The organism is Caballeronia sp. SL2Y3, assembly GCF_022879575.1.
Lineage (GTDB): Bacteria > Pseudomonadota > Gammaproteobacteria > Burkholderiales > Burkholderiaceae > Caballeronia.
In genome coordinates this window covers 614,152-627,660 of sequence record NZ_CP084263.1, presented here as the reverse complement: position 1 = coordinate 627,660, position 13,509 = coordinate 614,152, and the positions used below count along the sequence as shown (strand labels likewise).

The 13,509-nt window shown below is 61.4% G+C and carries 9 protein-coding genes; all 9 read right to left on the bottom strand.

Annotated features, from left to right (window positions below; all coding sequences use genetic code 11):
* Positions 1–12: 12 nt before the first annotated feature.
* Positions 13–1,725, bottom strand: a complete 1,713-nt coding sequence (locus LDZ26_RS25240) for a beta-glucosidase (RefSeq protein WP_244851449.1) — start codon at positions 1,723–1,725, stop codon at positions 13–15.
* Between the two features lie 7 nt (positions 1,726–1,732).
* Entirely contained in the window at positions 1,733–4,036 is a 2,304-nt protein-coding gene (locus LDZ26_RS25235; protein WP_244851448.1) for a polysaccharide biosynthesis tyrosine autokinase, read from the bottom strand.
* Positions 4,037–4,436: 400 nt separating this feature from the next.
* The gene (locus tag LDZ26_RS25230) at positions 4,437–5,744 is read right to left on the bottom strand and encodes a hypothetical protein (RefSeq protein ID WP_244851447.1); all 1,308 of its coding nucleotides are present in this window, start codon (positions 5,742–5,744) and stop codon (positions 4,437–4,439) included.
* 305 nt (positions 5,745–6,049) lie between these two features.
* Positions 6,050–7,996 carry a bifunctional diguanylate cyclase/phosphodiesterase gene (locus LDZ26_RS25225; protein ID WP_244851446.1) on the bottom strand — a complete coding sequence of 649 codons (1,947 nt, stop codon included), beginning with the start codon at positions 7,994–7,996 and terminating at the stop codon, positions 6,050–6,052.
* Positions 7,993–8,433, bottom strand: coding sequence for a YfiR family protein (locus tag LDZ26_RS25220; protein WP_244851445.1), 441 nt, complete (start codon positions 8,431–8,433; stop codon positions 7,993–7,995). Before LDZ26_RS25220 ends, LDZ26_RS25225 begins: the two co-directional genes overlap by 4 nt.
* Before the next feature lie 83 nt (positions 8,434–8,516).
* On the bottom strand, positions 8,517–10,388 hold the full coding sequence (locus LDZ26_RS25215) for a TonB-dependent siderophore receptor (RefSeq protein WP_244851791.1): 1,872 nt from the start codon (positions 10,386–10,388) through the stop codon (positions 8,517–8,519).
* Between the two features lie 357 nt (positions 10,389–10,745).
* Positions 10,746–11,444 carry an SDR family NAD(P)-dependent oxidoreductase gene (locus tag LDZ26_RS25210; protein WP_244851444.1) on the bottom strand — a complete coding sequence of 233 codons (699 nt, stop codon included), beginning with the start codon at positions 11,442–11,444 and terminating at the stop codon, positions 10,746–10,748.
* 45 nt (positions 11,445–11,489) lie between these two features.
* Positions 11,490–11,834, bottom strand: coding sequence for a PleD family two-component system response regulator (locus LDZ26_RS25205; protein WP_244851443.1), 345 nt, complete (start codon positions 11,832–11,834; stop codon positions 11,490–11,492).
* Positions 11,835–12,248: 414 nt separating this feature from the next.
* Entirely contained in the window at positions 12,249–13,361 is a 1,113-nt protein-coding gene (locus LDZ26_RS25200; RefSeq protein ID WP_244851442.1) for a hypothetical protein, read from the bottom strand.
* Positions 13,362–13,509: the final 148 nt, after the last annotated feature.

Here is a 13,509-nt window from a genome sequence, read left to right as displayed (position 1 = left end):
CCGCAGTGATCGTCAGTATTTCCTGGCGGGCACGAGGTACTTCGGCAGTACGCCAAGTTTCCATTCGAAACTGTCGTTGACCTCGATGGTCGAGGTCCCACCTTGCCAGTCTATCTGTGTGTATTTGCCGGGCGGAATGGGCACCGACGTGTCGACCAGACCGTCATCGGCGTCGCGTCTCCAACCCGCGATAACACAGTCGCTTTCGTCGCTTTCGCAGTATTGATAAACCTTGGTCGTCTCGTTATCGACGAACGAGCGCTTCCACATCCGATTTCCCACCGTCCGGAAAACCGTGGCGACGGCGACATACGCCGGCTTAGGCGACAAATCCAATCGCAGGAGACCGAAATTGGCTTCCTTGTCGCGTGGATTCACTCCGTCGTCGACAAAGTCATACCACATGACGGTTTTCATCGTGTTGAAGCGCCGTGACAGCAGGAAAGTGCGCGCCGCTGCCGCAGCCTGTTTGCGCTCCGACAAGCCGGCATCCTCCGGACTCGATGGCCATCCGATCTCCGTGACGTACACCCCGAGCGGCCCGACACCCGGTTTCGGATGAGATTGCGTCATGCGTTGCAGATGCTGCCATACGTTCGGCACGTTGACCTGAGAAAGCGGAGAGCCTTTCGCACTATACCCGTGGTCCGGATCGTACGGAGACATGTACGGATGAATGCTGAAGCCGTCCTGATAGCCGAGCGCATCTGCCTTCGCAATCGCCGCGATGCAGTCGCCGCCCGGGCCGCCGCCCGCTCCGCCTCCGCCGCAGGAAAGCACGGTCGCGTCGGGACTGTGTTTCTTGACGAGGTTATAGACGGGCTTGAGCAAAGCAAGGTAAGCGTCGTAGCCTCCCATGCTTGCGAAGTTCGGCTCGTTCCATACTTCCCACGTCTTGACATAGCCTTTGTAGAATCCGACGACCTTATCGACGTAACGCAGAAAAAGCTCGCGTTCCTCCTGCGTCTGAGGAAAGCCTTGCGGTCCCTTAAACAGATTGGGGTACGCCTGCTTATTCCCGAAGTCGAGCTCGATGAGCGGCTTCAGATTCATGCGAACTGCCTGGCGAACATATCCACCATAGTCGTTGTCATTGCGTGGCAACAGAAATTGTCCGGGCGTCTTTTCGATCGCGCTCCAATACACTTCATCGCGGATCCACGTGAAGCCCGCTCGCTTGACGAGCGGCAAAACAATCGACGGCACGCCCTTCTTATGCGCGAAGTGAGTTTGCACGCCTGCTTCGCTGAAGCTGCCCTGTCCGGCTGCAAGAACCGCGAGACTTACCTTCTGCGATGCGATCTCATCACCGCTCTTCGACAAGAGTTTCATGTCGAGCACATAGAGTCCTGCGCCCGGTAAAGAGACATTCACCGATATCTGCTGGCCGCCGGGAGCCTTGGTGCGCGACATCCGATAGTCCTTGAGCGGTGACTGCGAGACCTCACCGTTATCGTCGTAGCGATAAAGCGTTGCGCTGGCTTCGCCGTCGAACGCGCTCGCGGGTGCAACTTTGAACTTGATTCCTATGTCGCCCGCGACTTCGGCGATCAATGAACCAGGCGCGCTCATCAACTGCAAGGCATCCTGAGCACGCACGGGGCTGGCGTCGACCAAGGCTGCAAACGGCGCGGCGAGTACAAAGGCGGCGCGGGCCTTCGCAATGAAACGCCGCTTTCGACGCGCAGGCTTGAGGGAATCTAATGTCCATCGCGAAAGGCGCATGCTTGCGCTACTCCGCAGTGGAGTGCGACATGTAAGCGCTGGCGTAAGCGTACGTACGTCTTTCGCTACGGCGCTTCGGAACTGCGTTGAAAATCACCCCTGCGATTCGCGCACCGGTCGAGTCCAGTCGCTTGATGGCGTCTTCGAGCTCGTCCTCGCTTTGCAGCCCCGGACGCACGACAATGACTGACGATCCCGCGTTGGCCGCGATGAAATTCGCATCGCTGACGGCGAGGACTGCGGGCGTATCGATGATGACGAGATCGAAGCGCTCACGCACATGTTCGAGGATCATCGGCAAACGCGGGGTCGACAGCATCTTTGACGGATTGGCTGGCGAGCGCCCCGCCGTCATTAGCGACAGGCCCGGTATGTCCGTCTGACCGACCGCGTGATCGACGTGCACCTTGCCTGCCAGCACTTCCGAGAGTCCGTCGATGTTGCTGCGCCCGAACATCGAAGCGATGCGGCCGCGTCTCATGTCGCCGTCGATAAGCAACACGCTCTTGCCGGATTGCGCATGCAGCACGGCGACATTCGAGGCCACGAAAGTCTTACCGGTGCCCGGTGCGGCTCCGACAATAGCCAGCACGTTGTTTTGCGCCGGGGCGATGTCATGCATGAGCGACGCATGAACCGCGCGCAGCGCGTCCACGGCCATGTCCTTGTCACCGTGCGCCGAGAGCAGCTGAGTACCCTCCAGGCGCGCCTCGGAGGCCGATTCTTCGCTGGATACGCGCGCGGATGAATCATCGGTCAATGAAAGAGCGCGGCTCTTGCTGGCCAGAAGCGACGGCTTCGACCTGCGATCGAGCCGCGCCTGAATCGGGCTGAAACTGACTGCTCCGAACACGGGCAAACTCAGACGGCGCTCGATTGCCTCTGGCGTTTTAACGTTGCGCGACAGTTGATCACGGAAGAAAACAAACAATAGTCCGATAATCATCCCCGCAGCTGCGCCGCCAGCGATGATAAGGGGGCGCTTGGGCTTGGCCGGGTCCGTCGGATAAATGGCGGAGTCGACAAGATGCACGTTGCCGATCGTTCCTGCGCGCGTCACGGCCAATGCACTCGCCTTTTCCCGCATGGCGACGTAAATATCTTCAGCGACTTTCGCGTCGCGCGTCAGATCCATCAGCTTGCGTTCCGAAGCAGGCAGCCGCACGAAACGCTGGTCGAACGCCTGCTTCTGAGCGTTCAAGGTAGCAAGCTGTTCGTCGATAGTGCGTACCTCCCGCGTATTGGCAGCGAACCGGCTTGCCGTCTGCGTACGCTGCATTTGCAGCACCGCAATCTGCCGCTCGATGTCAATGCTGCCCTGAAGATAGGATGACGCTTCGGTGCCCGGCGTCATCGAACTCGCAGACGTGCGGTATCGAGTCAATTCGCTTTCTGCGCGTTGCAGTTCCTGCTCCAGACGCGGCAGTTCGCCGATGATGAAATCGCGCGTCACACTCGCTTCTTGGCGGTGCTGATTGACGTGAGCTGCAATGTAGTTCTGAGCGATTGCGTTCGTAATCTGCTGCGCGAGGTTCGGGTCCTCGTTTTCGTAGACGATTTGAACGACGCCCGAGTCCTTCATCGATTCCATGACTTTCAAATTTTTCAGGAATCGAGTCATGGCCTGATAGTCGCTGTACCGCACAACCTGAAACTCGGTGCCTGCCCTGGCAACCAGGCTGTCGATCAGGATGGTCGTGCCGTCAGCGGTTGCGGTGTGGCCGACATTACCGTGAAGAATCGAATTACCGCTCGGATCGGTCAGCTCGAACGCGCCTTGTGGCAGGGCTCGCAAGCTCAGGGTCAAGTTCTCGAGACGCGCGGGCACTTCCAGCTTCGCGACCTTCACGACTTCGCCGCCCCATGCAAAGGAATTCAAGCCGAGAATCGGCGCGGACGGCTCGCCTGTTGTCGCAAACAACTCGGAAATGCGGCCTAACAACGGCACTTCACGAGGCTTGACGACGACGTTCTGATTGTATTGTTTGATCACCGGCAAGAGCACTGCACGGCTCTGGATGATCTGCATCTCGGCGTCAGTCGGAAGCGTGGAAGGAACTGTTTGCGGCTGCGTCTGCGCATTGACGCCCAGCGCATTAGGGTTGGGAAACTCAACCTTGACGAGTGCGTCCGACGAATAGACAGGCGTGGCAATAAACGCATATAGCGTTGCTGTACCCGTAACGAGGATAACTATGCTGAAGACCAGCCACACGTTATCAACGATCAACTTCCAGAAATCGCTTGCAGAAAATGCGTCGTCCACCCTCCTGGGCGGCACTGGGTCAAGACCAAGGATAGGTGTGTTCATCAGCAGATTCCTTACGGTATGTCCTGCGATAGCCTTCTCACGGTATCACTGGGCCGATTGACATCCGTCACTGTCAAACGAGCCAAGAAGCCTTCGGCTGATGCGGTGAACCGATTGTCGCCCAGCTCATTATTTGTGGGAGAGTGCTACATTCGGATTAACAGAAGTCTGTGTACGTGCGGCAAGCCACACTTCAAGAAGAGCAACAAGCAAGAGATTATCTCGATCTAGATCGCACCGGTCCGCATGCGCATCCGGTGAAGTTCTTATCTTATTTTTATAGGACTATTAAGTGCTTGTGAAAGGCCTTTGAAAAGCGCCAAGTGCTAATACGTGCGTAACATTATCACTGAAAAAAACAATGGGCGACGTCTAGCTTTTCTTCTTCTCGTATTCGTCTCTATAACGTATCGACCTCGGTGCAGTATGGCGCAATCGCAGCTTCCTCGCTACGAACCAATGTTGCCCGCGGCATTGGTCTAAGGGTTGCGATCACGTCAGCCGCCGCAGCGGTTACGCCCGTCCATCGTCGCTGTCCCTTCCGTGCAGCGTCTCTAGACCGCAGAGGCGCGTCCGGCGCGCGTCCATAAAAGCTCATGAATGGGCCTAAGTCGGCTCGGGCCTGCGCATACATTCTTCCTTTCTCCGTCAGCGTTTGCAGCTTCTTATCATTGACGGAACCTGCACTTCGCCGCAATCGATCGAGAGCGACATTGGCCGCGATCAGTGACTGGGCAAGCACAGGTAAGCCGCGCCCGAGTCCGACGTCCAGCAATCGAATCACCTTCGGAAGATCAGTTGTGCCTTCCGCAATGGCTCGCGTCGCCAGAAGAATGGCCGCGTCAGAGGAACCGCGCGCCATTTCGAAAAGACATTCCGCGTCCACCTGGGAGAAGAGATCCAACGCACTGAGCCTTAACGCGGCATAGCCCAACGCACATCCGCTTAGCGTGTCCTGTCCGATGGCGGCCCAGTCGAAGTTGTTCGAGAGTTCCCTTGCCACATCGGCCGAGTATATGTTCTGGTTTATAGAAAGAAGAGTCAGCAGTACATTCGTCGAGGGAGACGAACATCGAGTCACGACGATTCGCAGTGGCTCCTCGGTGGCGGTACATTCGCTGTTTACCGTGAGCAGTACCTTGCTCCGTCCCTCGGGAAGCGCGATGAACATTGAACGAAGCTCTGGACCACCGATTTCCAGGACCGCTGGCTCGGATACGGTCAATTCAAACTGCGCCGCGTATGCATTTCGCTTTTCACGCTCGATGTTTAGGCTGCCTGGGCGCCATGCAGTCAATCGCCGCGTCCAGAGGCGTCCCCAAACGTCGTGCGCACGGGTGTCGATGAAGCGCGCCCTTGCCCGTTCCGACAAATCGATCTCGCCCGCCGCCCACTGTAGCCAGCAAGGAAGATCATCGGGCGGGAGCCGTACTGTGTGTGTGACGAACTGACCAATGAGAGGGATTCGATATGAAAAGCGACTGCCGTCTCGTCTGATCAGTTCGAGCGATAGGTACGTCAAGGCAGACGAACACGGGATCGCACCGCGAGACGCTTGAGTTAGCGTAATGCGTTTGGTCCGCTTCGAGGAGAGAAGCCCTTGATCTACGATTGATCCGCTCTCATCGCTCAATCGAAAGGGAATGGCGCAATCCCCGTCGGTGTCTTCGGTTAATCTCGCAAGGCTCAGAATGACTACATGGACCATAGCCAAAACCTCCGCGCGCCAACTTCATTTCATAAGATGAGCAAGTGGAATAGCGATGTTTCACTTCTGGCTTTCGGGGACGAAAGCTGACGCAGGACGGACGGTATCAACGAGAGGTGACAGCAAACAAGCAGTGACGCATTAGCATAACGCCAGCGCTTGTCCTGAATGTAAGCTATCCAAAAAAATTTGTCGGTTCATCCGTGACTGTCGACAGCTTACGAGTTCAAGGTCGAATCCCAATGTCGTTCGCAGTCTGAAGCAAAACATCGTATTGTTTCTGCGCCAATACGAGTTTCCAACAGTCAGCCAACGACAATTCCGGCGCTCCGTGCATCGGGCACGCACACAAGCGAATCCCCCCGAGCACGCCCCTCGCCCTCCCTCGCCACCAGCTCACGAAACTGCTGCAACGACATGGGCCGCCCCGTCAGGAAACCCTGCACCACATCGCAACCCGCATCGACGAGCCACTCGAGTTGCTTCGGGTCCTCGACTCCTTCGGCCACCGCGTCCAGCCCGAAGCTATGCGCCATCGAAAGAATCGCGGTCACGATCGGCTGACCGTCTTCGGGTAGCCGCTCGATGAAGGAGCGGTCGATCTTGAGTGCGTTCACCGGAAACGCATGCAGATAAGAAAGCGACGAATAGCCCGTGCCGAAGTCGTCGATCGAGAGCAGCACGCCCGCTGACCGAAGACGATTCATCACGGCAATGCCCGTCTCGCGATTCGCAATCAGATGGCTCTCGGTCAGCTCCAGTTCGAGCAGTGCCGGCGTAAGGCCGCTCTTGGCAAGCGCCGCCATCACGTCGCCGACGAAGGCCGGATGCCGCAACTGACGCGCCGACACGTTCACCGCCACGCGCACGGCAACGGCGGGGCACGCGGCATTCCACGTCGCGGCTGCAACGCACGCGCGCTGCAGCACGGAGCGCCCAAGCAGCACGATGAGGTCGCTGTTCTCCGCAATCGGTATGAATTCGCCCGGCGACACCGCGCCCTCTTTCTTGTGCGTCCAGCGAGCCAGCGCCTCCGCGCCCACGAGCGTGCCGCTGCGGCAATCGAACTGCGGCTGAAACACGAGTTCGAGCGCATCGCTGTCGACAGCCTTGCGCAACTCCGCTTCGAGATACGCGCGCCGCTGCGCGGCGTGCATCATCTCCGGCGAGAAGCCGACCACCGTATTCTTACCAAGCGCCTTTGCTTCGTACAACGCAATATCCGCGCTCGTGATGAGACTGCCGCTGTCGTCGCCCGCATCGGGAAAGCTCGCATACCCCACGCTCGCCGTCACGTTGATCTCGCGGCCGAAGAAGGTCGCCGGGCGGCACAGCGCCGTGCCGATCTCGCGCGCCAGTTCCGCGACCGCCGTGCGCTTCCAGGAGGTCGCGAGGGTCACCGCGAACTCGTCGCCGCCCATGCGGCTCACGATAGCGCGGCCTCCTACCGTGTCGCACAGCACGCGCGCGACGTGTTGCAGCAGTTCATCGCCCGCGCCGTGACCGAGCGTGTCGTTCACTGTCTTGAAGTCGTCGAGGTCGATCAACACGATGCCGAAATAACGGCTCGGGTCCTTCGCGCTGGCAAGGCGCTCCTCCAGCATTTCATAAAACGTGCGACGGTTCGGCAGATTCGTGAGCGGATCGGTGCGGGCGAGACGCTCCAGTTCGCGCTCGGCTTCGCTCACGCGCCGCCGCATCCGGTTCATCACGAGCGACGAGATCCACATCGCGCCGAGACAGGCAACGCCGAGAAAGCACGCGTATTGCGCGAGGTGCCGGTGCACGAGGTCGCTCGTCGCGACGAGCACCACATGTCCCAGCACGTGGCCGTTGTGTTCGATGGGCGCGCGCACGAAAGCGTCGCCGAGCGAAAGCGCGGGACGATGCTCCGTCGACTGCAGCGTGCCTTCCTCCTCTTCCTCCGGGGTGATGCCCGCGCGCGCATAGCGTGTGTAGAGCCGTCCGTCGCTCTTGTAGACACTGAGAGATTCGACATAAGGAACGCGGCCGAGCGAGCGCAAGACGTCCTGCATCGACGCTTCGTCGTCAAACATCAGCGACGCGCTTACGTTCTCCGCAATCACCGACGCCTGCAAGGACGCATCGTCGTAAAGCGCGCTGCGAAAGGCCACGGCCTGATACAGCAGCAGCACCACGCTCGCGACCACGAGCGCGATTCCCACGCTCACCAGATTCGCGCGGACAGTGAGGCGGCTCGTGTTGCCACTGCGCATTTTGATGGCGGTCACTTGAGCCTCCTTGCAAGCCGCAGCAGTTTGGAACTGAGCACGAGCTTGCGGCGCAGCGCCTCGGTATTGTTGATGTCGAACCGCAGGTGATCGTCCTGCGCGATCAGCACGACGACCGGCTCGCCCGGCGGGGTGGCGCCCACGCCCGCGACGACGAGCAGCGCATCGTCGGATGCGAGCGCATCGCGGAGCGCCGCGTTCATGTTGTCGCCGTCGTCGAGGGCGAGCACGTCGCAATCAGCCAGGCGCTTTTCCGCGAGCGCGATGAAGCGCCACACGCGCGCGCCGACCGCGCGCCCGTCGAGTGCGGCGAGCGCCTCGCGCATCGAACTGCGCGCGCTCGCGCAGACGCGCAGCTCGCCGTTGTGCATGCGGTCGGCGGGCCATTGCGTGAACTGCGTGAAGTTGAAGATGTACGCGCTCTCGAGCTTACGCATGTCCGCCTGTGCGTGCGCGTGCCATGCCGCGACCGATCCGGCCGTGCAGAGAGACAACGCTATGCAGCGACGCATCCACATCATCAGAACCCGTAGACCATTTTGGCGAGCAACGTGCGGCTCTGCTGCGCGATCACGTTCTGCACGAAGCCCGGACTGGCGGGATCGGCATAGCGGCGATCGAACACGTTATAGACGGACAAGGACAGGTCCGCGCGAGGCACGAGCTTGCGGCTATGAACGGACACGTTCGCCACGCAGTAGCCGCCAGCCGAACCGGCTTGTGCGAGCCGCGACGAGATGCACTGCGCTTCCGCGCCCACGCGCGCCCACTTCGCGAACAACGGTGCGCTGACGTTGAGCTTGCCCATGTGGCGCGGCGAATTCTGCAATGCGCCACCGCTGATGGAATCGCGCGAGAACTGATACGAGTAGCTCATGCGGGCGCGCACGCCCGAGGCGAACTGCTGCTGCCACGCGAGTTCCGCCCCGCGTGCCTGCGCGCGATCGACGTTGCGAAAGACGTAGAGGCCCGTGTCGGGATCGACCGACTCCGTGATCAGGTCGCGCAGCCTGTAGCGAAAGAGCGTGACGGTCGCGCGTCCCAGAGTGCCGAGCGCGCGCTCGTAGACGATCTCCTGCGTGTCGATATGTTCGGACTTCAGCAACGGATTCGCGAGCTGGCCGCCATCGCCGGGAAACGCGTAGTACATCTCGTACGCGTTGGGCGCGCGATAGGCGCCGCCATAGATCAGCTTGAGCGTATCGCTCGCGGTCGGCTGCCAGATCAGCGCAATGCGCGGGCTGAAGTTGCCGCCCACGTGCGTCTCGGTATCGAAGCGCCCGCCGATATCGAGCGTGAGCGGTTCGGCGAGCTTGATTTCATCGTCGATATAGAAGCCCGCGCGCTGGCTCACGCGATGATCGTCGAGCAGTTTGGCGTACGGCGCGACGTTGTAGTTCCATTGATCGCGCGCCGCGTTCATCGTGTAGTCGACGCCCACCATGATGCGATTGCGCGGCACGGTGCGCACGGTTGCGTGGACATCGCCGCCATACCAGGCCGCGTGATCGCCGTCGACGTTGGCGGTTCCGGGCGCTGGCGGCTGTAACGCGCGCGTCGAGTAATCGTAGCGGCCCGCATAGAGTTCGTAGTCGATCGCGATGTCGTCGCGCACGGTCTGCGTGTACGTGGCATCGGCGAAGGAATGCGTGTCGCTCACGCTGAACGGCGCGTTGAACAAGGCGTCATACGGCGCGCCGGGCACGTCTTTCGTCCGGTTGCCGTAGCCCGCGCTGATGCGAAAGCCGCCCATGCCGAACTTGGCGAAGACCGTCTGGTTGCGCTCGCCGTCGAGATTCTGCGCGACGCCGTGGTTCTGGTCCGGCGTATCGAACTCCGGATAGTAGAGGTCTTGCCCGTGGCGTTCGTAGGCCGTGGCGGACAGCACGAGATCGGCGCCGTTCGCGCCGTGCCAGCCGTATGTGCCGCGCGCTTCCTTCTCGCCGAAGCTGCCGACCGCGCCCGCGACCTGCACGCCGCCGATTGCGCTGCCCTTCTTCGTGATGACGTTGACCACGCCGAACAACGCGTTCGAGCCGTATACGGCCGATCCGGGACCGGGTATGTACTCGATGCGCTCGACGAGATCCATGTCCACCGGAAAATCGAGTCCGACGGGCGCCTGGCCATAGACGGCATCGTTCACGCGCATGCCGTCGATCAGCAGCAGGAAGCGGCTGTTGTAGTCGCCCGGACGCTGGAAGCCGCGCGCACCGAGATACGAGTACATGCGGTCCGAACTGACATAGAGCCCCGGCAGCGTCGCGAGTGCGTCGGCGAGCGTGCGCCAGCCGTAATCGCGGATGTCGGTCGCGGTCAGGACCATCACGGCGGCAGGCGCGCTCGACGCGGACTGCTCGATGCGCGTGGCGCCGCTCACGGTCAGGTTCATCAGCGATTCGAGCGGCAGCGACGCGAGGTCATCGCTCGCGCCGCCGTCGGCCTGTGCGGAAGCGCCCGCCAGCGATGCCGCGGACGCGGCATCGACGGGCGAGGTCCATGCGCTCAATGCTGCGGCCAGGACGGTTCCGGCAAGCAAAGGCACCGACGCTGCGGCGAGGCAAGCGCGTCGCGATGGGGCACAGGGGATCAACATCTCTTGCGGCTTTCTTATGAACGTTTCCGTTCGTTTTTATCGGCAAGGATGCGGGGGCGCTTTAGCGGGATCTGCTTGTGCCGCCTGGCGCGCCACGTCGAATCGGCAATTCTTCCCTGAACCTGCGCGTATGGCTGCGCAGGGCCGTTCGCTTCAGAACCGCTCGACCCACGGCCTCAGTTCGATCTCCCATGTCCAGGCACTGCGATGCTGCCGATGAACGTGAAGATATTCCCGCGCGATCGCATCGGGGTCGAGCAGCGCGTCGTGCGCATCCGCGCGGTCGCGCTGCATCGCGCCGCTCGCAATGCCGCCGTCGATGACGAAGTGCGCGACGTGAACATTCTTCGGAGCCAGTTCCCGCGCGAGGCATTGCGCCATGCCGCGCAGCGCGAACTTGCCCATTGCGAACGGCGTCGAGCCGGGCAGGCCCTTGACGCTCGCGGTTGCGCCGGTCAGAAGGATGGAGCCGCTTGCTCGCGCCAGCATGCCCACGGCCGCCGCCTGGGCGACCAGCAGCCCGCCTATCGCTGTGACGTCGAGCGCATCGCGCAGCCGGCCGGCGTCGATCTGTCCGATGGGCGAACGATAACGGCCGCTCGCGTTGTACACGACGAGGTCCGGAACACCCAGCTTGCCGCTCACTTGTGCGAAAAGATTCTCGACGTCGCCCGCCCGGCTCGCGTCGCACGCGACGGCGAACGCGCCGGTTTCATCGACGAGTGGCGCGAGCTTGGTCGTGTCCCGTGCGGCGAGCGCGACCTGCATGCCCTCGTTCGAGAAGAGCCGGGCCAGCGATGCGCTCAGGCCCTGCCCGGCGCCGACGATCAGCGCCGTTTCCGTTCGATTCATGGCGTCTTCTCCGTTTCGACACATCGGGCCGCGACGAACGTTCGACTAGAACCGCCGGAAGATCGGTTCGAGCAGGCGAAAGTCCAGCGGCTTCTTGAGGAATACGTCCCACGCTTGCGGGCCATCGGCAGGGCGCATTTTTCCGGACGTAAGAACGACAGGAATGCGCGCCAGTCCCGGAACGGAGCGCAGTCGCTCGCACAGCGTCACGCCGTCGAAAAGGGGCATTTCCCAGTCGGTCACGACCAGGTCCGGCAGCGTGCGAATAGCGGTGGCGAGCGCGTCGACGCCGTTTCGCGCCAGAAGCACGTGAAAGCCGCGCGACTCGAAGACCGCTTCGAGCGCGTGAAGGGAGAGTGTGTCGTCATCGACCAGAAGAACGCAAGTCATGAGGCCGCCGGCGTGAAAGTCATCTCGGCTTACGCAACCCTTGTGCCGCGACTCGGGCGGCTCGTTGCGGCTTTCGGAAAGCAGCGTCGCGCTTTCGCCAGCGGCTTGCGCAGGATGACTGCGTTGCCAATTCAATCGTGTGCGAGGGTATTTCGGTTGCCGGTAGGGAGCGTGATCGGGGTGGCGTTGCAATCGAAGCTGTAATCACCGCGAGCGCGATGCGCGTCGGTAGCGCAAGCGCGGCAATTGCACGGCCGCTACGCGTCCACCTTCTGACCTTTCTTGCCGCTTGCATCGGCGACCGTGAGCGTCGACAAGGTAGCTCGATGCGCGCAGGCGGCGGACATCATCAGTCCAACCGCCGCCCATGTCGCCACCGCTCGGGATTCAGTCCGGCGCCGCGACGTTTTGCAATCAGACGTTGGGCGTGCCGCTTTGCGGATCGGCCGGCGTGGCCGGGTCGGCCGTGGTAGCCGCAGGCGCGTAGTTGACGATGTTGGGCAGTCGCGGGCTGCTCGAATTCGTGCTGTCGAGTATGCGTGATTGAATCGTCGTGTTGTCCGTCACGCCCCAGAAGTTGTTCGAGAAGTCGAGCGTATGGATCGTCGACGCGTTATACGTGCCGTGCGCCGCGATGACCTGGCGATTGAGATTCGGCGAATCCTTCTTGAACAGGAAAGAATTGTTCTTCGCGATGCCGGTGGGCGCGCCCGTCGCCGGGAAATCGTCGATCAGCACGAGTCCGTCCACCATGTTCACGAACACGTTGTTCTGCATGACGACCGAAGGATCGAATGCAAACGCGGCCGAGTCGACGAACGTGTTGTACTTCAACGTGGCGTTCTTGAAGCTCGGATAGCCGTTCGTTCCGGCCTGATAGGTGGTGACGCCCGCGCGAACGATTTGCGTGACGTTCATCCGGTACGCCTGGCTGTAGGTCATCGAGAACGGCGCTGCGGGGCTGATCTGCACGAACGCGTCTTGCAGCAGCGTGTGCTGAATGCTGACCGTGCCGCCGCCCACGGTGCCGTCCACGTTGCTGACGGTCACGCCGAGCAACTGCGCCTGATTGCTGCCGCCGACGTTCAGTTGCCCCGCCACGTCGATGATGCCTGTGTTCGGCACCGTGCCGATGCAGTCGGCCTTGCAAGGCACGGGCTTCAGGCCCTCGACGACGACGCCATCCGGAATCGTGAGCGTCGCGCCCTTGGCGACCTGCACCGTTCCCGCGATGTAGTACGGCGAGCCGCTCGCGGGCCACGTCGTATTGGCGGAGATGATGGTGCCATCGGCGATGACGGTTTGCGGCTGCGCGTACACGTAGGCCGTGACGACCTTGCCGGACGCATCGGAACACACTTTGGTCGCGTCCGCGGTGAAAGGACCGCCCGAGCAGACCGTAGCCGTGGAACCGGACGCAGGCGCGGCCGACGCCGCCGTCGTTCCACCGTTCGATGCACCCCCGCCGCCACCGCCGCCGCACGCAGCCAACACGACACTCAACGCAACCGCTGCACGTGATTTCATTTGCTTCCCCGTATGTGTTTTCGCTTGTTCCGCCTCTCGAGTCGGGCGGTGAGGGAGAACAGTACACGCTGGGCAAATGCGCAATTGTGCGGTGTTTAACGTATCGAACGAATTCGTCTTACCTTTGACTTCGGCGTGTCATTCGACG

Bases quoted from the DNA above. Each gene is read 5' to 3' on its own strand.
- LDZ26_RS25215 (WP_244851791.1), bottom strand. From the start codon at position 10,388: ATGAACCTGACCGTGAGCGGCGCCACGCGCATCGAGCAGTCCGCGTCG.
- LDZ26_RS25235 (WP_244851448.1), bottom strand. From the start codon at position 4,036: ATGAACACACCTATCCTTGGTCTTGACCCAGTGCCGCCCAGGAGGGTG.
- LDZ26_RS25220 (WP_244851445.1), bottom strand. From the start codon at position 8,433: ATGCGTAAGCTCGAGAGCGCGTACATCTTCAACTTCACGCAGTTCACG.
- LDZ26_RS25240 (WP_244851449.1), bottom strand. From the start codon at position 1,725: ATGCGCCTTTCGCGATGGACATTAGATTCCCTCAAGCCTGCGCGTCGA.
- LDZ26_RS25205 (WP_244851443.1), bottom strand. From the start codon at position 11,834: ATGACTTGCGTTCTTCTGGTCGATGACGACACACTCTCCCTTCACGCG.
- LDZ26_RS25200 (WP_244851442.1), bottom strand. From the start codon at position 13,361: ATGAAATCACGTGCAGCGGTTGCGTTGAGTGTCGTGTTGGCTGCGTGC.
- LDZ26_RS25230 (WP_244851447.1), bottom strand. From the start codon at position 5,744: ATGGTCCATGTAGTCATTCTGAGCCTTGCGAGATTAACCGAAGACACC.
- LDZ26_RS25210 (WP_244851444.1), bottom strand. From the start codon at position 11,444: ATGAATCGAACGGAAACGGCGCTGATCGTCGGCGCCGGGCAGGGCCTG.